Source organism: Micromonospora sp. WMMC241, from assembly GCF_027460165.1.
In the GTDB taxonomy this organism is placed as follows: domain Bacteria; phylum Actinomycetota; class Actinomycetes; order Mycobacteriales; family Micromonosporaceae; genus Micromonospora; species Micromonospora humi.
On the sequence record NZ_JAPZBF010000001.1, the window covers coordinates 2,959,139 to 2,978,858 of the forward strand.

Annotated in this window: 25 protein-coding genes and 1 riboswitch; of the genes, 20 read left to right on the forward strand and 5 right to left on the reverse strand. The window is 73.0% G+C overall.

What is annotated here, in order from left to right; translation table 11 throughout:
- Positions 1–23 precede the first annotated feature (23 nt).
- Together O7598_RS13740 and O7598_RS13745 are read left to right on the forward strand one after the other, a co-directional pair.
- Positions 24–221: a hypothetical protein gene (locus tag O7598_RS13740; protein WP_091056808.1), complete on the forward strand. Its 198-nt coding sequence runs from the start codon at positions 24–26 to the stop codon at positions 219–221.
- A gap of 67 nt (positions 222–288) precedes the next feature.
- Positions 289–474: a hypothetical protein gene (locus O7598_RS13745; protein ID WP_269695046.1), complete on the forward strand. Its 186-nt coding sequence runs from the start codon at positions 289–291 to the stop codon at positions 472–474.
- Positions 475–484: 10 nt separating this feature from the next.
- Here O7598_RS13745 and O7598_RS13750 read toward each other — a convergent pair whose 3' ends face one another.
- The gene (locus O7598_RS13750; RefSeq protein ID WP_269691736.1) at positions 485–1,141 is read right to left on the reverse strand and encodes a hypothetical protein; all 657 of its coding nucleotides are present in this window, start codon (positions 1,139–1,141) and stop codon (positions 485–487) included.
- Positions 1,142–1,269: 128 nt separating this feature from the next.
- On the opposite strand from O7598_RS13750, the gene O7598_RS13755 reads away from it, so the two are divergent.
- Positions 1,270–1,476, forward strand: a complete 207-nt coding sequence (locus O7598_RS13755; RefSeq protein WP_091056818.1) for a hypothetical protein — start codon at positions 1,270–1,272, stop codon at positions 1,474–1,476.
- A 5-nt stretch (positions 1,477–1,481) separates the two neighbouring features.
- On the opposite strand, the gene O7598_RS13760 is transcribed toward O7598_RS13755, so the two are convergent.
- From O7598_RS13760 to O7598_RS13770, 3 genes are all read right to left on the reverse strand, one after another.
- The gene (locus tag O7598_RS13760; protein WP_269691737.1) at positions 1,482–1,946 is read right to left on the reverse strand and encodes a hypothetical protein; all 465 of its coding nucleotides are present in this window, start codon (positions 1,944–1,946) and stop codon (positions 1,482–1,484) included.
- Positions 1,943–2,152 carry a phosphatidylethanolamine-binding protein gene (locus O7598_RS13765; protein ID WP_091056824.1) on the reverse strand — a complete coding sequence of 70 codons (210 nt, stop codon included), beginning with the start codon at positions 2,150–2,152 and terminating at the stop codon, positions 1,943–1,945. The genes O7598_RS13760 and O7598_RS13765 overlap by 4 nt, the downstream gene beginning before the upstream one ends.
- A gap of 64 nt (positions 2,153–2,216) precedes the next feature.
- A complete protein-coding gene (locus tag O7598_RS13770) occupies positions 2,217–3,098 on the reverse strand; it encodes a universal stress protein (protein WP_269691738.1) in 882 nt (293 codons plus the stop codon).
- Positions 3,099–3,226: 128 nt separating this feature from the next.
- Between O7598_RS13770 and O7598_RS13775 the strand changes: the two genes are divergently transcribed.
- From O7598_RS13775 to O7598_RS13845, 15 genes are all read left to right on the forward strand, one after another.
- Positions 3,227–3,973, forward strand: a complete 747-nt coding sequence (locus O7598_RS13775; protein ID WP_269691739.1) for an SAM-dependent methyltransferase — start codon at positions 3,227–3,229, stop codon at positions 3,971–3,973.
- Positions 3,974–4,053: 80 nt separating this feature from the next.
- Entirely contained in the window at positions 4,054–5,241 is a 1,188-nt protein-coding gene (locus tag O7598_RS13780) for a PP2C family protein-serine/threonine phosphatase (RefSeq protein ID WP_269691740.1), read from the forward strand.
- Positions 5,242–5,289: 48 nt separating this feature from the next.
- The gene (locus tag O7598_RS13785) at positions 5,290–5,760 is read left to right on the forward strand and encodes a MarR family transcriptional regulator (RefSeq protein WP_269691741.1); all 471 of its coding nucleotides are present in this window, start codon (positions 5,290–5,292) and stop codon (positions 5,758–5,760) included.
- Between the two features lie 280 nt (positions 5,761–6,040).
- A complete protein-coding gene (locus O7598_RS13790) occupies positions 6,041–6,676 on the forward strand; it encodes a CDP-alcohol phosphatidyltransferase family protein (protein ID WP_269691742.1) in 636 nt (211 codons plus the stop codon).
- Positions 6,673–7,614, forward strand: coding sequence for a DUF881 domain-containing protein (locus tag O7598_RS13795; protein WP_269691743.1), 942 nt, complete (start codon positions 6,673–6,675; stop codon positions 7,612–7,614). Before O7598_RS13790 ends, O7598_RS13795 begins: the two co-directional genes overlap by 4 nt.
- On the forward strand, positions 7,611–7,943 hold the full coding sequence (locus O7598_RS13800; RefSeq protein WP_007071104.1) for a small basic family protein: 333 nt from the start codon (positions 7,611–7,613) through the stop codon (positions 7,941–7,943). The genes O7598_RS13795 and O7598_RS13800 overlap by 4 nt, the downstream gene beginning before the upstream one ends.
- Before the next feature lie 10 nt (positions 7,944–7,953).
- On the forward strand, positions 7,954–8,961 hold the full coding sequence (locus O7598_RS13805; protein WP_269691744.1) for a DUF881 domain-containing protein: 1,008 nt from the start codon (positions 7,954–7,956) through the stop codon (positions 8,959–8,961).
- 55 nt (positions 8,962–9,016) lie between these two features.
- Positions 9,017–9,397 carry a glycine cleavage system protein GcvH gene (gene gcvH / locus O7598_RS13810; protein ID WP_091056853.1) on the forward strand — a complete coding sequence of 127 codons (381 nt, stop codon included), beginning with the start codon at positions 9,017–9,019 and terminating at the stop codon, positions 9,395–9,397.
- Between the two features lie 217 nt (positions 9,398–9,614).
- Positions 9,615–10,067: an oxoglutarate dehydrogenase inhibitor Odhl gene (gene odhI, locus O7598_RS13815; RefSeq protein ID WP_007071101.1), complete on the forward strand. Its 453-nt coding sequence runs from the start codon at positions 9,615–9,617 to the stop codon at positions 10,065–10,067.
- A 50-nt stretch (positions 10,068–10,117) separates the two neighbouring features.
- Positions 10,118–10,819 (forward strand): transcriptional regulator FtsR, encoded by a 702-nt coding sequence (ftsR, locus tag O7598_RS13820; RefSeq protein WP_269691745.1) that lies wholly within the window; start codon positions 10,118–10,120, stop codon positions 10,817–10,819.
- Between the two features lie 213 nt (positions 10,820–11,032).
- Positions 11,033–11,497, forward strand: coding sequence for a bifunctional nuclease family protein (locus tag O7598_RS13825; RefSeq protein WP_091056860.1), 465 nt, complete (start codon positions 11,033–11,035; stop codon positions 11,495–11,497).
- A gap of 202 nt (positions 11,498–11,699) precedes the next feature.
- Positions 11,700–12,266 carry a MerR family transcriptional regulator gene (locus O7598_RS13830; protein WP_269691746.1) on the forward strand — a complete coding sequence of 189 codons (567 nt, stop codon included), beginning with the start codon at positions 11,700–11,702 and terminating at the stop codon, positions 12,264–12,266.
- 436 nt (positions 12,267–12,702) lie between these two features.
- A complete protein-coding gene (locus O7598_RS13835; RefSeq protein WP_269691747.1) occupies positions 12,703–13,092 on the forward strand; it encodes a group I truncated hemoglobin in 390 nt (129 codons plus the stop codon).
- 2 nt (positions 13,093–13,094) lie between these two features.
- Positions 13,095–14,255, forward strand: a complete 1,161-nt coding sequence (locus tag O7598_RS13840) for a globin domain-containing protein (protein WP_269691748.1) — start codon at positions 13,095–13,097, stop codon at positions 14,253–14,255.
- On the forward strand, positions 14,252–14,932 hold the full coding sequence (locus tag O7598_RS13845; protein ID WP_269691749.1) for a DivIVA domain-containing protein: 681 nt from the start codon (positions 14,252–14,254) through the stop codon (positions 14,930–14,932). The genes O7598_RS13840 and O7598_RS13845 overlap by 4 nt, the downstream gene beginning before the upstream one ends.
- Before the next feature lie 51 nt (positions 14,933–14,983).
- Here the strand turns inward: O7598_RS13845 and O7598_RS13850 are convergent, their stop codons facing one another.
- Entirely contained in the window at positions 14,984–15,634 is a 651-nt protein-coding gene (locus O7598_RS13850; protein WP_269691750.1) for an NAD(P)H-binding protein, read from the reverse strand.
- A gap of 169 nt (positions 15,635–15,803) precedes the next feature.
- Here O7598_RS13850 and O7598_RS13855 point away from each other — a divergent pair, with 169 nt between their 5' ends.
- Positions 15,804–16,649: an NAD-dependent protein deacetylase gene (locus O7598_RS13855; protein ID WP_269691751.1), complete on the forward strand. Its 846-nt coding sequence runs from the start codon at positions 15,804–15,806 to the stop codon at positions 16,647–16,649.
- Positions 16,650–16,705: 56 nt separating this feature from the next.
- Positions 16,706–16,796: riboswitch (glycine riboswitch) on the forward strand.
- A gap of 73 nt (positions 16,797–16,869) precedes the next feature.
- Positions 16,870–19,695 (forward strand): aminomethyl-transferring glycine dehydrogenase, encoded by a 2,826-nt coding sequence (gcvP, locus tag O7598_RS13860; protein ID WP_269691752.1) that lies wholly within the window; start codon positions 16,870–16,872, stop codon positions 19,693–19,695.
- The last annotated feature ends 25 nt before the right edge of the window (positions 19,696–19,720 follow it).

The following is a 19,720-nucleotide window of genomic DNA, read 5'->3' on the forward strand; positions in this document are numbered from 1 at the left end:
GGCCGGTCACCTACCGTGACGCCATGGACCCCTCCGCGATCTGGCGGGACAAGAACCACAGGTGGCGCATCGAGGCGTACCGGGCCCCGGACCTGCGCTTCGCCATCTTCGCCACGAACGGCACCACCGAGTCCGCGCCGCTGTGGCTGTTCGGGATGGCCGCGCTGGCCCGCTGGCTGATGACGCACGCCGTCTCCCTCGACGACCTGGAGACCGACTGACCCCGAACGGGGGACACCCGGGTCGAACCACCCCGCCGCAGCGGCCACCGGCCATACCGTGCGGGGCGTGAAGGACCGAGGAATGCGGACGTTCGTCACCGTGCTCGCCGGGCTGGCCGTGATCTACTTCGGTGCCACCGGGCACCGTGCCGCCGACGGCGAGGGCGGCGGCATCTCCGGCGGCGTGGTGCTGCTGGCCCTGCTCGCCTCGCTGCTGGCCTGGCACCTGACCCGGCCCGGGCCGGCCAAGTAGCCGCGCCGGCTCAACCGGACGCCGCGGCGGTGCGGCTCACCTCACCGGCCGACTCCTCGCCGAGCGCCACCCGCACCAGCGCCGAGGCCAGCCGCCCGAAGTCCGCCTCCCCGACCAGCCCGACCAGGCTGCCCGGGTTCGCCGGCAGGCCGAGGCGCCGGGCCCCGGCCAGGGTCCGCCGGTCGGCGTACGGGCGCACGTCGGGCCAGACCGCCTGCGCCTCGCGCAGGAAGATGTCCGCGCCGGTCGGGCCGATGCCGGGGAACTCGGTGAGGAACCGGCGCAGCACCGTCCGGTCCGCGCCGGCCTCCCGGTGCAGCCGGCGCAGGTCGCCGTGCCACCGGTCCAGGCAGAGCCGGGCGCCGGTGCCGAGCATGGTGGCGGTCCGCTCGTCGTAGCGCCGGTAGTGACCCCGACCCAGCGCGTCCACCCGTTGCTGCCAGCTCGCCGCCTCCATCGTCTGCGGGGTGCGCCAACCCGCGGTGAACAACTCCCGCGCCGCGGCCACCGCCACGCTCGCCCGGATCCGGGTGCTCAGCAGCGTGGTGAGCACCAGCAGCTGGTAGAGCGGGCCGGGCCGGTCCGCGAGCGTGATCCCGGCCTCCTCCGCGTACGTGCGGGACTGCCGGTCCAGCAGGGCCCGCGCCACGTTCCGATCGTCCGCCATTCGTCCCGGTTACCCACCGGGGGCCGGGCCAGACCCCGACGCGGTGGCGGAATGCGCCGGGCGGCGGCGGGTACCCCGCTCACGTGCCCGGCCGACGGCCGTGCGCACCCACCGGGAGGGAGAGACCTGTGGTCAAGCCGCAGCAGGAGGAACTTCGCCGCAACGACCTCGGCGCGACCAGCCAGGACAGCCGGAAGTCCGCCGTCGGCGGCGGAGACCGCTCGCGCGGCGGTGGCACGTCGAACGCCGACGCGGGGCGGCCGGTGCCGAAGGGGCAGACGTCGCCGTACGGCCCGGCCGGTGAGCCGGTGGCCGACGACGCCAGCGACCGCTGAGCGGGTCACGACGACGGCCGCAGCCTCCGCCAGGTGGCTGCGGCCGTCAGCCCGTACGCCAGATGCGGCACCAGGTCGGAGAGCCAGTCGATCCGGCGCCAGGTGCGCGGGTCGGTCACGCCGAGCAGCGTCATCGAGCTGTCCGAGACGGCCATCACCCCGCCGCCGAGCAGCGTCACGGCCACCGGCAGTGGCACCCGCCGGTGGGCGGCGAGCAGACCGAAGGCCGCCCCGGCCGCGATCCCGGTGACGTACCCGAGCACCGGCCCCAGGCCGGCCCGGCGGTTCGCGGCCTCCTCCACCGGCCCCAGGTCGACGTGCGCCACGTCGGCGAGACGCCCGGCGGTCGTCTCCGGGGTGGTGCTCGCCGGGCGGGCCCGTACCGTCATGTCGAGATAGCTGACCACGTTGAGCACGGCGCTGCCGACGGCGCCCGCGATGGCGCCGTCGACCAGGGGCGCCGCCCTCACTTCGGGTCGCCCGGTTCGCGCTCACCCTTGGGCCCGTAGGTCCGTTCGCCCCGCACGACGCCCCGCTGGCCCCGGTCGTCCTGCAGGATCCGGTTGGCCACCTGGTTCGCCTCCTGGTCGGCGGCCCGTCCGGACTGCTCGACGCGGTCGCGCAGGCGCGCCCGCTGCTTGTCGTACGCGTTGCTGCCCGGCCGTGGTCCTGGCATCGCTGCCTCCTCCGGTCGCTTCGGCTGACGGCACCGTCTACCCGCCCGGGGCGCGGACAACCGTTCAGTCGGGGGCGCGCACCACCGCGACCGGACAGTCGGCGCGGTGCAGCAACGCCTGGCTCACCGAGCCGAGCAGCAGCCCGGTCAGCTCGCCGCGCCCCTGCCGGCCGACCACCACCAGCTGGGCGTCGCGCGAGGCCGCCGTGAGCGCCGCGACCGGGCGGGCGTGCACGACCTCGCGGGTCACCGGCACGTCCGGCCAGCGCTCGTCGATGCCGGCCAGCGTCTCGGTCAGCGCCCGTTCCTCCTCGTCGCGCACCTGGCCCTCGTCGTACACCAGGGGTTGCATGTCGCCGGGCCCTCGCGAGGTCGGATGGGTCCAGGCGTGCACGGCGTGCAGGCGGGCGCCGCGCGCGGACGCGGTGCCGGCGGCGAACTCGACCGCGTCGCGGGACAGCGGCGAGCCGTCCACGCCCACCACCACCGGGCCGGCGGCGCGGTCCGTGCCGCGGGCGATCAGCACCGGGCAGTCGGCGTGCGAGGCGACCTGCACCGCGACGGAGCCGACCACCAGCGCGGCGAAGCCGCCGAGACCCCGGTCGCCGAGCACCACCAGGGCGGCGGCGGGGGACTCACCGAGCAGCACGGCCGCCGCCTCCCCGTCGATGATCTCGCCGGTGGTCCGCAGCCCGGGGCACTCCGCCCGGGCCGTCGCGACCGCGTCGGTGACCAGTTGCTCGGCCTGGTGGCGCAGGCCGGCCCCGGGCGGCGACTGCGCGGGCGCGGACACCGGCACGCGCAGCAGGGGCCAGATGAAGGCGTGTACCACCCGCAGCGGGCGGTTGCGGCGGTCGGCCTCCCGGGCCGCCAGGCGCACCGCCCGGGCCGCCGGCTCCGAGCCGTCCACGCCCACCACCACGGCCGCGCCGTTCGCCGAGTTCACCCCGTACCTCCCGTCGCCGGCCGCCCTGGCGTCAGTATCCCGGCCGGCGCGGCCCCGCCGGGCCGATACCGCGTGAGTGGGCCGCTCGGTACGCTGGCGGTCAGCGTCCAGGGGAGGGAGCCTCGTCGATGGCCGCACCGGAGGCACCGAGCACCGCCCGCATGATCGACCACTGGCTCGGCGGCCGGCACCACCGCCCGGTGGACGTCGCGGCGGCATCCGCGTTCGAGGCTGCGTACGGGCCGAGTGCGGCGATCTTCCGCTCGTTGCGGGGCTTCCTGGGCCGGGCGGTGCGGGCGATCGCCGCCGAGGGTGTCGACAGTTTCCTGGTGTTCGGCGCCGGCGTGCCGACCTGCGGCAACGTGCACGAGGTGGCGCCGGATGCCACAGTCCTCTACACCGATGTCGACCCCGAGACGGTCCGACTCGGCCAGCGTCTACTGGCCGGCAGCGACCGGGTCGGCTACGGCTACGGTGACGCCACCGACATCGGTACCCTCGACCCGGCCCTGCTGCACCGCTTCGTGCCGGGTTGGGGGCGCCGGCCGGTCGGGGTGGTCTTCCTCGGGCTGGCCGCGTTCCTGGACGACGACACGCTCGCCCGCACCCTCGACGAGCTGTACGAGGCGGTGGCGCCGGGCAGTTGGCTGGCGATCGACTTCGACGGCGAGGAACTGGCCGGGCACCCGGAGGCGCTGGCCATGATGGGTCCGGCGTTCCGGATGCGCGCGCCCGAGCGGTTCGCGCCGCTGCTCGGCCGGTGGCGACCCACGGTCGAGGGCGTCGTGCCGGTCGCCCGGTGGCGGCCGGTGGGGGAGCCGGAGCGGGTGCCGGACGCCTTCCACGGCGCGTTGGCGCAGCGTCCGGCCGGCTGACCGCCACCCCCGGCCCGGTGTCGGTGGCCCTCCGTATGATGTTTGCCCTGTAGCAATAGTCGTCATCGGAGGATGAGCACATGCCGGAGGCGTCCGGACCGGTGTCGCGTGCCCTGCGCACGGCGCCACCCGACCAGCTGGCGGAGGCCGCGGAAGCGGTGCTCCGCCAGACGTTCGGCGCCGTGCGGGCGGAGGTGTTCGTCGCCGACTACCGGTCCAGCGGCCTCTGGCCGGTGCTGGACCCGGATCGGCCCGACGGCGGCCCGCTCCGCTCCCACGGCGTGGCCCAGCGCTGTTTCAGCAGTCAGCAGCCGGTGTTGGACACCGCTGACGACGGCCGTTGCCGCACCTACCTGCCGCTGTCGGTGTGGGGGGAGCGGCTCGGCGTGCTGATGGTGGAGCTGCCGGACACGCCGGACGGCGAGACCGTTTCCGCCGCGCGGGACGCCGCCGGCGACCTGGCGGTGGCGATCCGGGCGGCCGACCGGGAGACCGACCGCTACCGCCGGGCGCGGCGCCGGGAACGGCTCAGCATGGCCGCGGAGATGCAGTGGGACCTGCTGCCCGGGCGCAGCGTCCGGCACGGCGACGTGCTGCTGGCCGGGCAACTCGAACCGGCCTACACGGTGGGGGGCGACCACTTCGACTGGTCGGTCGACGGTGACCGGCTCACCGTCACGGTGCTCAACGGCGCCGGCAACGGGCTGTCCGCGTCGTTGCTCACCGCGGTGACCGTGAACGCCATGCGCAACGCGCGCCGCTCCGGCGGCAGCCTGGTCGAGCAGGCGGAGCTGGCCTCCGACACGATCTTCTACCAGCACCGCGGGGAACGGCACGTGGCCACGCTGCTGCTGGAGCTGGACGACCGGCGCGGCGTGGTGCGGGCGGTGGACGCCGGTTCCCCGCACGTGCTGCGGCTGCGCGGCGGCCGGGTCACCCCGGTCACGCTGGAGCAACAGCTTCCGTTGGGCATGTTCGCCGAGACCCGCTACGCGGTGCAGGAGTTCGGCCTGGAGCCGGGGGACCGGCTGTTCGTGGTCAGCGACGGGGTGTACGCGGCGGAGCCGGACGAGCAGGAGCCCTACGGGAATCGGGCGATGGCGCGGGCGATGCGGTCCACGCGGTTGCAGCCGGCGACCGAGGCAGTTGGTACGGTGATGCGCGAACTGCACGCGTACCATGCCGACGCGGATCTCCGCGACGACGCGGTCGTCGTCTGCCTGGACTGGCGCGGTTCCAGCCGGTCGGACGACGTCACCGGGCAGTGACCGGAGCGGCGGAGCGAACACGAGCGAGACGATCGCAGGGGACAGCGGGTGGAGCGACCTCCGAATCTTGCCGCGGCCGTCGAGGCGGCTGCCGAGGCGCTCATCGGTGTGCTCGACTCCGCCGTCTCGCGGGACACCGTCAGCGTCTCGCCCACCCAGTTGCGGGTGCTGTCGCTGATCATGTCGCATCCCGACACCAACGTGAACCGGCTGGCCGAGCTGCTGGACGTGGTGCCGTCGTCGGCCAGCCGGCTCTGCGACCGACTGGAGGCGGTGGGCCTGTTGCGTCGGGTGGCCGACCCGCGCGACCGCCGCGAGGTGCGTCTGCTGCCCACGAACGCCGCCGAGTCGCTGCTGCGGGAGCTGCAGGAGCGGCGGCACCGGGCGGTGCAGGCCGTGCTCGACCGGATGCCCAACCGGGTGCAGCACGAGCTGCTGCTGGCGCTGCTCGCGTTCGGCCAGGCGGCCACCATGACGGCGCCGCAGACCGGCTCCGACTCGACCGCGCGCACCGCCTGATCTCCCGGCCCGCCACACCGGCTCCCGCATTCAGCTAGTATCCTAGGATGCTCTGGCGATTGTGACGGTCGCCACCGTCACGACACTGAGCAGCCACGCAGCGCAGCGGGCGGAGCCGGCAGGGGAGCCCGATATAGTGGCAGCGCAACTGGCCGGCCCATGATCGATTGGATGATGGGCCGCATCGGGGAGGGCGCCGGCATCTGACCGGCCGGCAACGCGCACGTTCCTCCGGCGGCCGCTCGTACGGCTGCCGGACCGTGCTGCGAAGGGGGTTGGGGTGTCGCGTGGGCCGGCTCCGGCGGAGCACCCGGGGAATGGTTCGACGGCCGCGGCCGATCGCGTCCTCACCCTGCCCAACCTGATCAGCTTCGTGCGTCTGCTGGGTGTGCCGCTCTTCCTCTGGCTCTTCCTGGTGGTCCGGGCCGACGTGATCGCCGTCGTGGTGCTGGCCGTGGGCGGCACCAGCGACTGGGTGGACGGCTGGATCGCGCGTCGGATGCGCCAGGTGAGCCGGCTGGGCGAGCTGCTGGACCCGCTGGCCGACCGGCTCTACATCCTGGCGACGCTGCTCGCGTTCACCGCCCGCGAGGTGGTGCCCTGGCAGTTCACCGCCGCGCTGCTGGCCCGTGAGCTGCTGCTGCTCGGCTCGCTGGGGGTGCTGCGCCGCCACGGCTACGGCCCGCCGCCGGTGCACTACGTGGGCAAGACCGCGACGTTCCTGTTGCTGGCCGCGTTCCCGCTCCTGCTGCTGGCCGACGCCGCCCCGGGCGCGGCCACCGCCGCCGGGGCTATCGGGTGGGGGCTGGCGTGGTGGGGCCTGGTGCTCTACTGGGTCGCCGGCGCGATGTACGTCGTGCAGGCCCGCCGGCTGGTCCGGGAGATGCGGGCACGGCGTGCGGGAGCGACGGCATGACGGCGCCGCCGCGCGACGGTGAGCGCGACCCGTCGGCGCGGGTGTACGCGCCGGACTTCCTGACCGAGCTGTTCCGCAATCCGCTGGATCCGGGTTACGGGGACGCGGCGGCGCGACGGGCGACGGGTCCGGTGTCGCGGGTGCGGCAGGTGCTGGGGCGGCCGGTGAGCCTGGCGGTGTTGGCGGTCATCGGCTTCCTGTTCGCGGTGGCGTACCAGGAGACGATGGCCGCGGAGCCGAGCCGGGCGACGGCGCGGGCCGGGCTGATCGCCGAGATCAAGCAGCGGGAGGCGGAGACCGACCGGTTGACCTCCCGGGCGGAGCAGTTGCGCGAGGAGGTCGGCCGGCAGCGGGACGCGGCGCTGGGTGGCTCGCAGGCGTCCCGGTTGCGCGACCTGGAGGCGGGCACCGGCCTGGGTCGGGTGCGTGGCGACGGTGTGGTGGTGCGGTTGGCCGACGCCCCGCGCGACAAGGACGCGGTGACGGGCGAGGACCGGGCGGAGTCGCAGGTGTTGTACTCGGATCTGCAGAAGGTGGCGAACGATCTGTGGGCGGCGGGTGCGGAGGCCGTGTCGATCAACGGGCAACGGTTGACGGCGACGACGACGATCCGGCAGGCCGGTGAGGCGATCCTGGTGGACTACCGGCCGGTGACGAGCCCGTACGAGGTGCAGGCGATCGGGCCGGGGTCGATGCGGGACAAGTTCGACGACGGCCGGGCGGCGGCGTTGATGCGGGAGGTGGCGCGGACGGAGGGGTTGTCGTTCGGGGTGAAGGAGGTCGACGACCTCACCCTCCCGGCCGCTCCCGAGCCACGGCTACGCTACGCCGAGCCCTCGGTGAGTCCGAGTCCGTCGGGTTCGCCAGTCGTGGGTTCGTCCAGCCCTGGGCCGTCCGGCTCGGGTGTTTCCCCCAGTCCCTCCGGAGGTGGCCGATGATCGCGGTGCTGGCGTTGCTCGCCGGTGTGGTGCTGGGGGTGTACCTGGATCCCACGGTGCCGGCGGCGTTGCAGCCGTATCTGCCGATCGCGGTGGTGGCCGCGTTGGACGCGGTGTTCGGCGGGGTGCGGGCGAAGCTGGACCGGATCTTCGACGACAAGCAGTTCGTGGTGTCGTTCATCTCGAACGTGCTGGTGGCGGGTCTGATCGTGTATCTGGGTGACCAGTTGGGTGTGGGCGGTCAGTTGTCCACCGGTGTGGTGGTCGTGCTCGGGGTGCGCATCTTCGGGAACGTGGCGGCGATCCGCCGGCACCTGTTCCGGGCGTAGGTTGGTGGCGATGAGCGAGGAGCACAGGGAGACGGGCACGGGGTGGCCGCAGCCGGCGGTGCCGGGGCGGCCGTCGGGTCCGGCGGGTGAGCCGGATCCGCGTCCGGACGCGCCGGATCCGGACGAGTTGAGCCCGTTGGCCCCGGTCGAGCCGGTCGCGCCCGTGGGTCCGGTGGAGCCCGTGGGGCCCGTGGGGCCGATCGAGCCCGCCGAGCCGATCGAGCCCGCGGAGCGGGAGGACCCCGCGGAGCGGGAGGACGTGCCGGCGCCGGCGGACGAGCCGGGTGCGGCCGGGCCGGAGCGTGGGCGGGCGCCGGTGGCGCGGCGGTTCACCTCGGCGGGGGCGATGATCGGCGTGCTGCTGGCGTTGTTGGGTTTCACGCTGGTGGTGCAGCTCAAGACGACGTCGACGGATCCGACGCTCGCGGCGACGCGGGAGGAGGACCTGGTGCGAATCTCGTCGGATCTGGATTCGCGGGAGCGGCGGCTGCGTCAGGACATCGAGGCGTTGGAGGAGAGCCAGCGGCAGTTGCGTTCGGGTGCGCAGGGTCGGCAGGCGGCGTTGCAGGAGGCGACGCGGCGCGCGGACGAGTTGGGCATCCTGGCGGGGACGCTGCCGGCGGTGGGGCCGGGCCTGGAGGTGCGGTTCTCGGGGTCGGGCAAGGCGATGTCGTCGACGCGGATCCTGGACGCGGTGCAGGAGTTGCGGGGCGCGGGCGCGGAGGCGATGCAGATCCAGGGTGCGGACGGCACCGCGGTGCGGATCATCGCGTCGACGTATTTCGTGGACGCCTCCGGTGGTGGCCTGGTGGTGGACGGGCGTCGGTTGGGTGGCCCGTACACGATCCTGGTGATCGGTGACCCGGCGACGATGCGTACGGCCTTGAACATTCCGGGCGGGGTGGTCTCAACGGTGCGGAACAACGGCGGTAACGTGACGTCCGAGGATCGTGAGGTTGTGGAGGTTTCGCAGCTGCACGCGCCGATCAAGCTGGACCACGCCCGGCCGGTCTCCTGACCGGTCGCGGCCGCGCCGGTTCCTCCCGGTGCGCCGATGACGAAGGACGCAGTTGGTGATTCCTGAGAATCTGCGGTACACCGCCGAGCACGAGTGGGTGGTCGGTGGTGACGGTGGTGTCGTCCGCGTCGGTATCACGCACTTCGCGCAGGACGCCCTGGGTGACATCGTGTTCGTGCAACTGCCGGACGCCGGTGCGGTGGTGGCGGCCGGTGAGTCGCTGGGGGAGATCGAGTCGACGAAGAGCGTGTCGGAGATCTACGCGCCGTTGAGTGGCACGGTGTCGGCGCGCAACGAGGCGTTGGCCGACACGCCGGAGGTGATCAACACGGACCCGTACGGTGCGGGTTGGTTGGTGGAGATCACTCCGGATGATCCGGCGGCGGTCGAGGGTCTGTTGACCGCTGGTGCGTACCGCGAGCTCACCGAGAGCTGAGTTCGTGTCGTTCCGGGCGGCGGGGTTGGTTCCGCGCGTCCGGTTGCCCTGCATTTCGGCGCTGGCTAGGCTCGCCCAGTCGACCGAGAACCAATAGTTTGAGCGTTGCGGAATGCGCCTTCCCGGGCACGGGGAGCCAGCCGCCGGGTGTGGGTTTGCCCGGCGGCCAGACCCGCCATTCCCCGACGCCGACCGAACAGATCCGTGAGGTGGTCCCATGACGCGCCCAGACGACGAGTTCCCCCCGCTCGACGTCACTTCGACGCTCAATCTCGGTTCGCTCGACGAAGTGCTGGAGGGGCCGGACACCGATGTGGTGCCGAGCCGCATGTCCGGTTCGTTGCCGCCGGGAATGGCGTTGCTGGTGGTTCGCCGGGGCCCGAACGCGGGTGCCCGGTTCCTGTTGGACCACGATGTGACGACGAGTGGACGGCACCCGGACAGTGACATCTTCCTCGACGACGTGACGGTGTCGCGGCGGCACGCGGAGTTCCACCGTGACGGTGGCACGTTCACGGTGCGGGACGTGGGCAGCCTGAACGGCACGTACGTGAACCGTGAGCGGGTCGAGGCGGCGACGTTGAGCAACGGTGACGAGGTGCAGATCGGCAAGTTCCGGGTGGTGTTCATCGCCGGTCCGCGCCCGGAGGAGGAGGCCGGCCGGGGGTGAACGAGCCTGCGGCTTCGACGCCGTCCGGTGCGGCGCGCTCGCCTGGGCTGATGAGTATCGGCGAGGTGTTGGCGCAGTTGCGGGCGGAGTTTCCGGACGTGACGATCTCGAAGTTGCGGTTCCTGGAGGCCGAGGGCCTGGTGGAGCCGCAGCGGACGCCGTCGGGTTACCGGAAGTACGGCTGGGACGACGTGGCGCGGCTGCGGTTCGTGCTGACCGCGCAGCGGGATCAGTATCTGCCGTTGCGGGTGATCCGGGAGCAGTTGGCGGAGTGGGATTCGTCGGGTGCGCCGTCGGGGCGGTCGCGGCCGAATCTGGTGGCGGTCGGTCCGGGTGGTGAGGTGCCGGGTCGGGAGTCGGTGGAGCCGGTCGAGTCGTCCGAGGTGCGGTTGGGCCGGTCGGAGTTGCTGTCGCGCAGCGGCGTCGACGAGTCGACGTTGGTGGAGTTGGAGCGACTCGGTGTGCTCGTGTCGGATCCGCCGGGGTGGTACGACGCGGATGCGTTGATCATCGCTAGTGCGGTGGCGGGGTTGGCGGCGTACGGGTTCCAGCCGCGGCATCTGCGGGCGTACCGGTCGGCGGCGGATCGGGAGGTCGGTCTGTTCGCGCAGTTGGTGGCGCCGTTGGCGCGGCAGAGTGATCCGGCGGCGCGGGCGCGGGCGGCGGAGACGGCGCGGGAGTTGATGGCGTTGTCGCAGCAGCTGCACGCGGCGTTGGTGCGGGTGGGGCTGCGGTCGACGTTGGGTCGGTGAGGTGGTGGTGAGGGGTCGGGCGCCGTGGGGTGTCCGGCCCTTCGTCGTGGGTGGGCGCGCGCCGTTCGGCCGGCGTGGGCGTGTCGTAGGCTTGCCGGGGTAAGCCCGTCTGTCGAGGCGTGGTGCACGTAGCGCGTGGGACTTGCGTGTCCTGGTCCGTGTACCGTGCAGGGAAGGGCGCGGTGCGATGGTGACGACGACACGGAGGCGGCGGTGCGCGAGCTGAGCGTGGTCGGAGTTCGGGTGGAGTTGCCCAGCAACCAGCCGATCGTCCTGCTGCGGGAGGTCGAGGGGGACCGCTATCTGCCGATCTGGATCGGCGCGGTCGAGGCGACGGCGATCGCTTACGAGCAGCAGGGCGTGAAGCCGGCTCGGCCGTTGACGCACGATCTTCTGCGGGATGTGTTGGCGGCGGTGCAGGCGCCGTTGCGGGCGGTGGAGATCACCGAGTTGAAGGAGAACGTCTTCTACGCGGATCTGCTGCTGGGTGACGGGGTGCGGGTGTCGGCGCGGCCGAGTGACTCGATCGCGTTGGCGTTGCGGGTGGGTGCGCCGATTCGTTGTGCGGAGCAGGTCCTCAGCGAGGCGGGGATCGTGATCCCGGACGAGCAGGAGGACGAGGTGGAGAAGTTCCGGGAGTTCCTGGACCAGGTGCGTCCGGAGGATTTCGCGGGCTGAGCGGTGGCCGGCCGGTGGGTCGGGGTGCGCGGCGGTGGTTGTCACGGTGGTGGCGGCTTGCCGCCGTGTGTGCTGTCGGTGGCGCGGCGTGTCGGGTGTCTCCTGCCGGTGTCGTCGGCTCGGCGGCGTTAGGGTGGCCGTGTCGAGGGGTGCGCGTACGGGGAAGTCGACGTGGCGCCGCACGGGCGGGGAGGTTGGTCCGATGCACGAGCCGCAGGATCCTGGTCCGAGTGGGGAACCGCTGGCCGGTGACGGTGAGGTGGGCTACCGGGGTGTGACCGCGTGTTCGGCGGTGGGCATCAGTTACCGGCAGTTGGACTACTGGGCGCGGACGTCTCTGGTGGTGCCGAGTGTGCGTGACGCGTCGGGTTCGGGGACGTCCCGGTTGTATTCGTTCCGCGACCTGGTGGTGTTGAAGGTCGTGAAGCGGTTGTTGGACGCCGGGGTGTCGTTGCAGAACATCCGGAAGGCGATCGAGGCGTTGCGGTCGCGTGGGGTGGATGATCTGGCGGGCATCACGTTGATCTCCGACGGGACGACGGTGTACGAGTGCCGGTCGCCGGAGGAGGTGGTCGACCTGTTGCAGGGCGGCCAGGGGGTGTTCGGCATCGCGATCGGTGGCGCGTTCAAGGAGATCCAGGGTTCGCTGTCGCATCTGCCGGCGGAGCCGGCGGGGGGTCCGGAGCGGGGTGCTCCGGAGGTGGAGCCGGAGGCGGAGTCGGTGGGGGACGAGTTGGCGGCGCGTCGGGCGCGGCGTCGGGCCGGTTGATCGATCGGCGTCTCGTGCACGGGATCGCGTCGTGGCCTTTCGGCCCGGCGCGATTCGTCGTTTCGGTGACCGACGGTGAGCGTGGTGGGGTGTCCGGGGCCGGTTCGGGGTGTCGGCGCGACGGGCGTGCGTGGTGGGGCGGGTGTGCGCAGGTGGCGGTGGGTGGCCGCGCAGTGTCCGAAAGAGACGGTACGCGGGCCGGTTTGACCGGCTGTGGTGGGGTGCGTGCGCCGCGTCCACCGGATCGGGCCGGTTCCTTGACTTTCCGTAGTTGAGGGTTGTCGGGACGCCGATAGGGCACGCGTGAACTGTGGCGGCGGAGGCGCTATGGTCCGTCTCGGTCGTCGGCGCGTCGACGTCACGGTGTGTGACGCCGGGCCGGCTGGCGATGCCCCTGCCGCGGCGCTGCCGCGGTCCCCTGGCGGAAGGACCGAGCATGACGGTGACGAGCGAGACCACGCCGATCTCCCACTACGAGCGCATCGGCGGCGCGGCGGCGGTGAAGGCCGCGGTGGAGCTGTTCTACGACAAGGTGTTGGCGGACCCGGACCTGGCCGGCTACTTCACCGGTGTGGACATGGCCGAGCAGCGGCGGCACCTGGCGTTGATGCTGGCGGTGGTGTTGGGCGGGCCGAACGAGTACGCGGGGCGGGGGCTGGCGGAGGCGCACCAGCCGTTGAACATTGCGGGCGCGCACTACGCGAAGGTCGGCGAGCACCTGACGGCGACGTTGGTGGAGTTGGGTGTGCCGGCGGACGTGATCGCCGACGTGCAGGTCGTGCTCGGTCAGGTGCGGGACCAGGTCGTGTCGGCGGGGAACGCCTGAGCGTGGACGCGGCACGGCTCAAGCAGAGCTGGTCGCTGGTGGCCGGGCACGGCGACCAGGTGCCGCTCTACTTCTATTCGACGTTGTTCCTGGCGCATCCGGAGACCCGGCAGATGTTCCCGACCAACATGGCCGGGCAGCGGGACCGGCTGGTGTCCGCGTTGGGGCACATCGTGTCGCACGTGGACCAGGTGGACCGGTTGGTGGGGTTCCTGCAGCAGCTCGGCGCCGACCACCGCAAGTTCGCGGTGCGCGCCGAGCACTATCCGGCGGTGGGTGGGGCGCTGCTGGAGACGTTGCGGCACTTCAGCGGCGCGGCGTGGTCCGACGAGTTGGCCGCGGACTGGGCGGCGGCGTACGGGTTGGTCGCGCAGGTGATGACGGAGGCCGCGCAGGCGGCGGAGGCGCATTCCCCGCCGTGGTGGGCGGCGGAGGTGCTGGCGCACGAGCGGCGCACGTTCGACGTGGCGGTGGTGACGGTGCGGCCGCAGTACCTGTTGCCGTTCACGCCGGGGCAGTCGATCGGGGTGTCGCATCCGGCGGTGCGGTCGTGGCGGTACTACTCGCCGGCGAACGCGCCCCGTCCGGACGGGACGGTGGAGCTGCACGTGCGGGCGGCGCCGGGTGGGGCGGTGTCGTCGCGGCTGGTGTACGGGTGCGCGGCGGGTGACCAGATCCATCTGGCGGCGCCGGTGGGGGACCGGTTGACGTTGCGGCCGGCCGGTTCGTCGGATCTGCTGCTGTTGGCCGGGGGCACCGGTTGGGCGCCGCTGAAGGCGTTGGTGGAGCAGGTCGCGGCGGAGGGTTCGGGGCGGCAGGTGGACCTGTACGTGGGGGCCCGCTCGCGTACGGAGTTCTACGACAGCGAGGCGATCGACAAGGTGGCGGCGTCGCATCCGTGGCTGCGGGTGTCGTACGTGACGGGGTCGGATCCGCGGCGTCCGGGTGAGGTGGCGCGGGTGGTCGATCGGGTGCTGGCCGACGGGGACTGGCGGTCGCGGCATGTGTACGTGTGCGGGTCCGACGAGATGGTGGGCCATTCGGTGGCGGCGTTGACAGGTGCCGGCTACCAGCCGGGTCAGCTGCACCATGAGGGTTTCGGTAAGCATTGGTACGGGCCGACGTGGCGTACCGTGACCACCCCTGACGGAGGTTTCCGGTGAGTGCGACTCCGATCAGCGGTTACGACGCGCAGCAGGTGTCCGGGCCGGTGCAGGTGCGGCTGACCTCGGATCGGGTGCGGCGGTGGGAGTTCGGGGCGGCGGCGTTCACCCGCCGCGGCTACGAGCAGGCCGACGTGGACCGGTTCCGGATGCAGGTGGCCGACGAGTTGGATCTGCTGGCCGCGCAGGTGGCGAACCTGCGGGCGGAGAACGAGCGGCTCAACGACCATCTGGAACTGCACCGGCACGGGGTGATCCCGAGCGCCGACAAGCCGGTGATGCCGGCGGCGAAGGAGGTCAACCTGTTGTCGGCGGCGCAGCGGGAGGCCGAGCAGATCATCGCGCAGGCCCACGACTACGCCCGGCGGGTCGCCGAGTACGCGCGTACGCAGTACGAGAGTTACCTGCGGGCGGCGGCGGAGGAGGCGAAGCAGGAGGCCGAGCGGGCGGTGATGGAGTATCGCAGCGCGGCCGGTGGCAACGCGGACGATTCGGTGGCCACGCGGGAGGCGTTGCGGATCTTCGGGGAGATGATGATGTCGCACATGCGGGCGGCGGCGCGGCACCTCGACGACGGCAGCGAGCAGTTGGCGCGCACGATGGAGCGCATCGCCCGGGAGGCCCCGTCGGTGGGCGCCGGGGAGGCGCAGCCGGCGTTGCCGCGTCACCAGCGCTGAGGGTGAGAGGGGGCCCCTTCTCGACGCCAGGCGTTAAGAAGGGGCCCTTCCTTACATGCCGGCGACGGCTTGGGCGATGGGGGTGTCGCCGGCGACGAGTTCGACGGTGTGCCCGGCGGTGTCGGGTGCGTCGAGCAGGGCCAGCAGCACCCGGGCGACGTCGGCGCGGCTGACCGCGCCGGGTGTGACGGGCCGGGCCAGGGTGATCCGGCCGGCGGGTTCGTCGTCGGTGAGCCGGCCGGGGCGCAGCACGGTGACGTCGAGGTCGCGGCCGGTGACGTCGTCCTCGGCGGCTTTCTTGGCCTTCAGGTAGGCGGCCCAGACGTCGTCGGTGTCGGGTGCGGGCGGGTTGTCCACGCCCATCGAGGAGACCAGCAGGTAGCGGCGGACGCCGGCGCGGACGGCGGCGTCGGCGAGCAGCACGGCGGCGCCGCGGTCGACGGTGTCCTTGCGGTCGGCGCCGCTGCCGGGGCCGGCGCCGGCGGCGAACACGACCGCGTCGGCGCCGTCGAGGTGGGCGGCGAGGGTGTCGACGTCGGTGTGTTCCAGGTCGCAGACGACCGGTTCGGCGCCGGCGGCGCGCAGCGCGGCAGCGTGCTCGGGGTTGCGGATCAACCCGACGGCGGTGTCGCCGCGCCCGGCGAGTTCCCGCTCCAGCAGTTTGGCGATCTTTCCGTGGCCTCCGGCGATGACGACGCGCATGCCGTCAACGTAGCGCGCCACCGTGCGCCGAGCCGGGTGAACCGACCGGGTCGATCATGAGGTTGGCGGTGCGACATGCCGCGCGGACCGCCGGCCAACCTCATGATCGACGAGGGGGGGTGAGGCGTGGGGGTGGGAGGTGCGGGGGTGGGCGAGGCAGCATGGTGGGGTGAGTGATGCGTTGGAGGCGTTGACGCGGCTGGTGGCCGCCGGGGACGTGGTGGTGCTCAGCGGTGCGGGGCTGTCCACCGAGTCGGGCATCCCGGACTATCGGGGGCCCAGCGGCGCGGCGCGGCGGCACACCCCGATGACCTACCAGGCGTTCACCCGGGATCCGGACGCGCGGCGGCGCTACTGGGCGCGCAGCCACCTGGGGTGGCGCACCATCGCCGGGGCGGCGCCCAACGACGGGCACCGGGCGGTGGCCCGGTTGCAGCAGGCCGGGCTGCTCGGCGGGATCATCACCCAGAACGTCGACGGGTTGCACACCGCGGCCGGCGCGACTCAGGTGATCGAGTTGCACGGGCGCCTCGACGAGGTGACGTGCCTGGACTGCGGCAACGCCACCGGCCGGGCGGAGCTGCACCGGCGTCTCAGCGAGGCCAACCCGGGGTTCGACGCGGCGGTGGCGCACGTCAACCCCGACGGCGACGTGGACCTGCCCGACGACGCGGTGGCCGGGTTCCGCACCGTCGACTGCGCGGTGTGCGGCGCGGGCATGCTGAAACCGGACGTGGTGTTCTTCGGCGAGACGGTGCCCGCCACCCGGGTGGCGGACTGTTTCGCCCTGGTCGAGCGGGCGCGGGCGTTGCTGGTGCTCGGCTCGTCGTTGACGGTCATGTCGGGTCGGCGGTTCGTGCTGCGCGCGGCGAAGCACGGCATCGCGGTGGGCATCGTCAACCAGGGCGCGACGCGCGGCGACGGCTACGCCACACTGCGCCTCGACGCGCCGCTGGGCGCCACCCTGACGGCCGTGGCGGCCCGGCTGACGGCGGCGGCGCCCGCGCCGGTGTGATCACCCCCGGGACATGAGCCGGAAACACCGCCGCTGGTAGCGTGGAGGGTGCCGGTACCACCCACGTGGGAGAGACCGTCGAGCAGACGGCGCCGAAGGGGCAGATTCTCCCCGGAACCTCTCAGGCAAAAGGACCACGTGGGCAGGCGCTGTGGAGCGCGTCAGCGCGACTCAGGGGGAGGCCGACCCGTCGACCTCGCCCCCGCAAGGAGCGCCGCGCATGACCGCAGAGCAGTTCGCCGACCGGCACATCGGCCCCGGGCCGGACGACGAGCGCCGGATGTTGGAGGCCGTCGGCTACAGCTCCGTCGACGAGCTGATGGACGCGGCGATCCCCGAGGTGATCCGCTGGCACGGCACCCTGGACCTGCCGGCGCCGGCCGGCGAGCGGGAGGCGATCGCCGAGCTGCGCGCCCTCGCGGCCGACAACACCGTCGCCGTGTCGATGATCGGCCTGGGTTACCACGGCACGCACACCCCGGCGGTGATCCGCCGCAACGTGCTGGAGAACCCCGCCTGGTACACCGCGTACACGCCGTACCAGCCGGAGATCAGCCAGGGCCGGCTGGAGGCGCTGCTGAACTTCCAGACCATGGTCACCGACCTGACCGGGTTGGCGACGGCGAACGCGTCGATGCTCGACGAGGGCACCGCCGCGGCCGAGGCGATGACCCTCGCGCGCCGCGCGAGCAAGAGCAAGAGCCCGGTGTACGTGGTGGACGCCGACGCGCTGCCGCAGACGATCGCGGTGATCGCCGGGCGCGCCGAGCCGCTGGGCATCGAGGTGCGGGTGCTCGACCTGGACGCCGAGGCGCTGCCGGCGGAGTTCTTCGGCGTGCACCTGCAGTACCCGGGCGCGTCCGGGGCGGTGCGCGAGCACGCCCCGCTGGTCGCCGCCGCGCACGACGCCGGGGCCCTGGTCACGGTCGCGGCGGACCTGCTGGCATTGACGCTGCTGCGCCCGCCGGGGGAGATCGGCGCGGACATCGCCGCCGGCACCACGCAGCGTTTCGGCGTGCCGATGGGCTTCGGTGGCCCGCACGCCGGCTACCTGGCGGTGCGCGCCGGGCTGGAGCGGATGCTGCCCGGCCGCCTCGTCGGGGTGTCGCGCGACGCCGACGGCAACCCGGCCTACCGGTTGGCGTTGCAGACCCGCGAGCAGCACATCCGGCGGGAGAAGGCGACCAGCAACATCTGCACCGCGCAGGTGCTGCTGGCCGTGATGGCCGGCATGTACGCGGTCTACCACGGCCCGGACGGGCTGCGCGCCATCGCCCGGCGTACCCATGAGGCGGCGGCCCGGTTGGCGGCCGGGTTGCGCGCCGGCGGCGTGCAGGTGGCGGACGTGGCGTTCTTCGACACCGTCACCGCGACGGTGCCGGGGCGGGCGGCGCAGGTGGTGGCCGCCGCGGCGGCGCGCAACGTGAACCTGCGGCTGGTCGACGCCGACCGGGTCGGGGTGTCCTGCGACGAGACGACCACGGCGGCGCATGTCGCGGCGGTGTGGGCGGCGTTCGGTGTCGACGGTGTCGACGGCGACGTCGACGCGGCGTTGCCGGCCGCGCTGGCGCGTACGTCGGACTTCCTCACCCACCCGGTGTTCGGCACCCACCACTCCGAGACGGCGATGCTGCGCTACCTGCGGCGGTTGGCCGACTTCGACTACGCGCTGGACCGGGGCATGATCCCGTTGGGGTCGTGCACGATGAAGCTCAACGCCACCACCGAGATGGAACCGGTGACCTGGCCGGAGTTCGCGCACCTGCACCCGTTCGCGCCCGAGGCGCAGACCGCCGGTTACCGGCGGCTGATCGCCCAGTTGGAGGGGTGGCTGGCGGAGGTGACCGGCTACGACGCGGTCAGCGTGCAGCCCAACGCCGGGTCGCAGGGCGAGCTGGCCGGGCTGCTGGCGATCCGCGCCTACCACCGGGACCGGGGCGAGGCACACCGCGACGTGTGTCTGATCCCGTCGTCGGCGCACGGCACCAACGCCGCGTCGGCGGTGATGGCCGGGATGCGGGTGGTCGTGGTCGGCTGCGACGCCGACGGCAACGTCGACCTGGTCGACCTCGACGCGAAGATCGACAAGCATCGGGACGCCCTGGCCGCGATCATGGTGACGTACCCGTCGACGCACGGGGTGTACGAGACGGGCATCGCGCAGTTGTGCGCGAAGGTCCACGACGCCGGCGGTCAGGTGTACGTCGACGGGGCGAACCTCAACGCGCTGGTCGGGTTCGCCAAGCCGGGGCGCTTCGGGGCGGACGTGTCGCACCTGAACCTGCACAAGACGTTCTGCATTCCGCACGGCGGCGGCGGCCCGGGCGTGGGGCCGGTGGCGGTGCGCGCGCACCTGGCGCCGTTCCTGCCCGGCGACCCGGTCGGCGGGCACGTCGACGGGCGGCCGGCGATCTCGGCGGCCCGCTACGGGTCGGCGGGGATCCTGCCGATCCCGTGGGCGTACCTGCGGATGATGGGCGCGGACGGGCTGGCCCGCGCCACCGCGGTGGCGGTGCTGGCGGCGAACTACGTGGCGGCGCGGCTGCGGCAGCACTTCCCGGTGTTGTACGCCGGCAACAAGGGCCTGGTGGCGCACGAGTGCATCCTGGACCTGCGGCCGTTGACGAAGGCCAGCGGGGTCAGCGTCGACGACGTGGCGAAGCGGCTGATCGACTACGGCTTCCACGCCCCGACGATGTCGTTCCCGGTGGCCGGCACGCTGATGGTGGAGCCGACCGAGAGCGAGGACCTGGCCGAGTTGGACCGGTTCTGCGACGCGATGATCGCCATCCGCGCGGAGATCGACGAGGTGGCGGCGGGGCGGTGGCCGGCGGGGGACAACCCCCTGTCCAACGCGCCGCACACCGCGGCGATGGTGTCCGCCGACGAGTGGCCGCACCCGTACCCGCGGTCGGTGGGCGCCTACCCGGGTGGGACGGAGCGGGCGGGGAAGTACTGGCCGCCGGTGCGGCGGGTCGATGGCGCGTACGGCGACCGGAACCTGGTGTGCTCGTGCCCCGCGCCGGAGGCGTTCGAGGAGGACTGAGCGCATCGCGCCGGGGCGGTGGGTG

What these genes read in the sequence shown, in the direction of transcription:
- O7598_RS13775 (WP_269691739.1), top strand. Translation starts at nt 3,227, where the DNA reads ATGGCCGCACCGGAGGCACCGAGCACCGCCCGCATGATCGACCACTGG.
- odhI (WP_007071101.1), top strand. Translation starts at nt 9,615, where the DNA reads ATGACGCGCCCAGACGACGAGTTCCCCCCGCTCGACGTCACTTCGACG.
- O7598_RS13830 (WP_269691746.1), top strand. Translation starts at nt 11,700, where the DNA reads ATGCACGAGCCGCAGGATCCTGGTCCGAGTGGGGAACCGCTGGCCGGT.
- O7598_RS13765 (WP_091056824.1), bottom strand. Translation starts at nt 2,152, where the DNA reads ATGCCAGGACCACGGCCGGGCAGCAACGCGTACGACAAGCAGCGGGCG.
- O7598_RS13740 (WP_091056808.1), top strand. Translation starts at nt 24, where the DNA reads ATGGACCCCTCCGCGATCTGGCGGGACAAGAACCACAGGTGGCGCATC.
- O7598_RS13850 (WP_269691750.1), bottom strand. Translation starts at nt 15,634, where the DNA reads ATGCGCGTCGTCATCGCCGGAGGCCACGGAAAGATCGCCAAACTGCTG.
- O7598_RS13805 (WP_269691744.1), top strand. Translation starts at nt 7,954, where the DNA reads ATGAGCGAGGAGCACAGGGAGACGGGCACGGGGTGGCCGCAGCCGGCG.
- O7598_RS13800 (WP_007071104.1), top strand. Translation starts at nt 7,611, where the DNA reads ATGATCGCGGTGCTGGCGTTGCTCGCCGGTGTGGTGCTGGGGGTGTAC.
- O7598_RS13780 (WP_269691740.1), top strand. Translation starts at nt 4,054, where the DNA reads ATGCCGGAGGCGTCCGGACCGGTGTCGCGTGCCCTGCGCACGGCGCCA.
- ftsR (WP_269691745.1), top strand. Translation starts at nt 10,118, where the DNA reads ATGAGTATCGGCGAGGTGTTGGCGCAGTTGCGGGCGGAGTTTCCGGAC.
- O7598_RS13835 (WP_269691747.1), top strand. Translation starts at nt 12,703, where the DNA reads ATGACGGTGACGAGCGAGACCACGCCGATCTCCCACTACGAGCGCATC.
- gcvP (WP_269691752.1), top strand. Translation starts at nt 16,870, where the DNA reads ATGACCGCAGAGCAGTTCGCCGACCGGCACATCGGCCCCGGGCCGGAC.
- O7598_RS13750 (WP_269691736.1), bottom strand. Translation starts at nt 1,141, where the DNA reads ATGGCGGACGATCGGAACGTGGCGCGGGCCCTGCTGGACCGGCAGTCC.
- O7598_RS13795 (WP_269691743.1), top strand. Translation starts at nt 6,673, where the DNA reads ATGACGGCGCCGCCGCGCGACGGTGAGCGCGACCCGTCGGCGCGGGTG.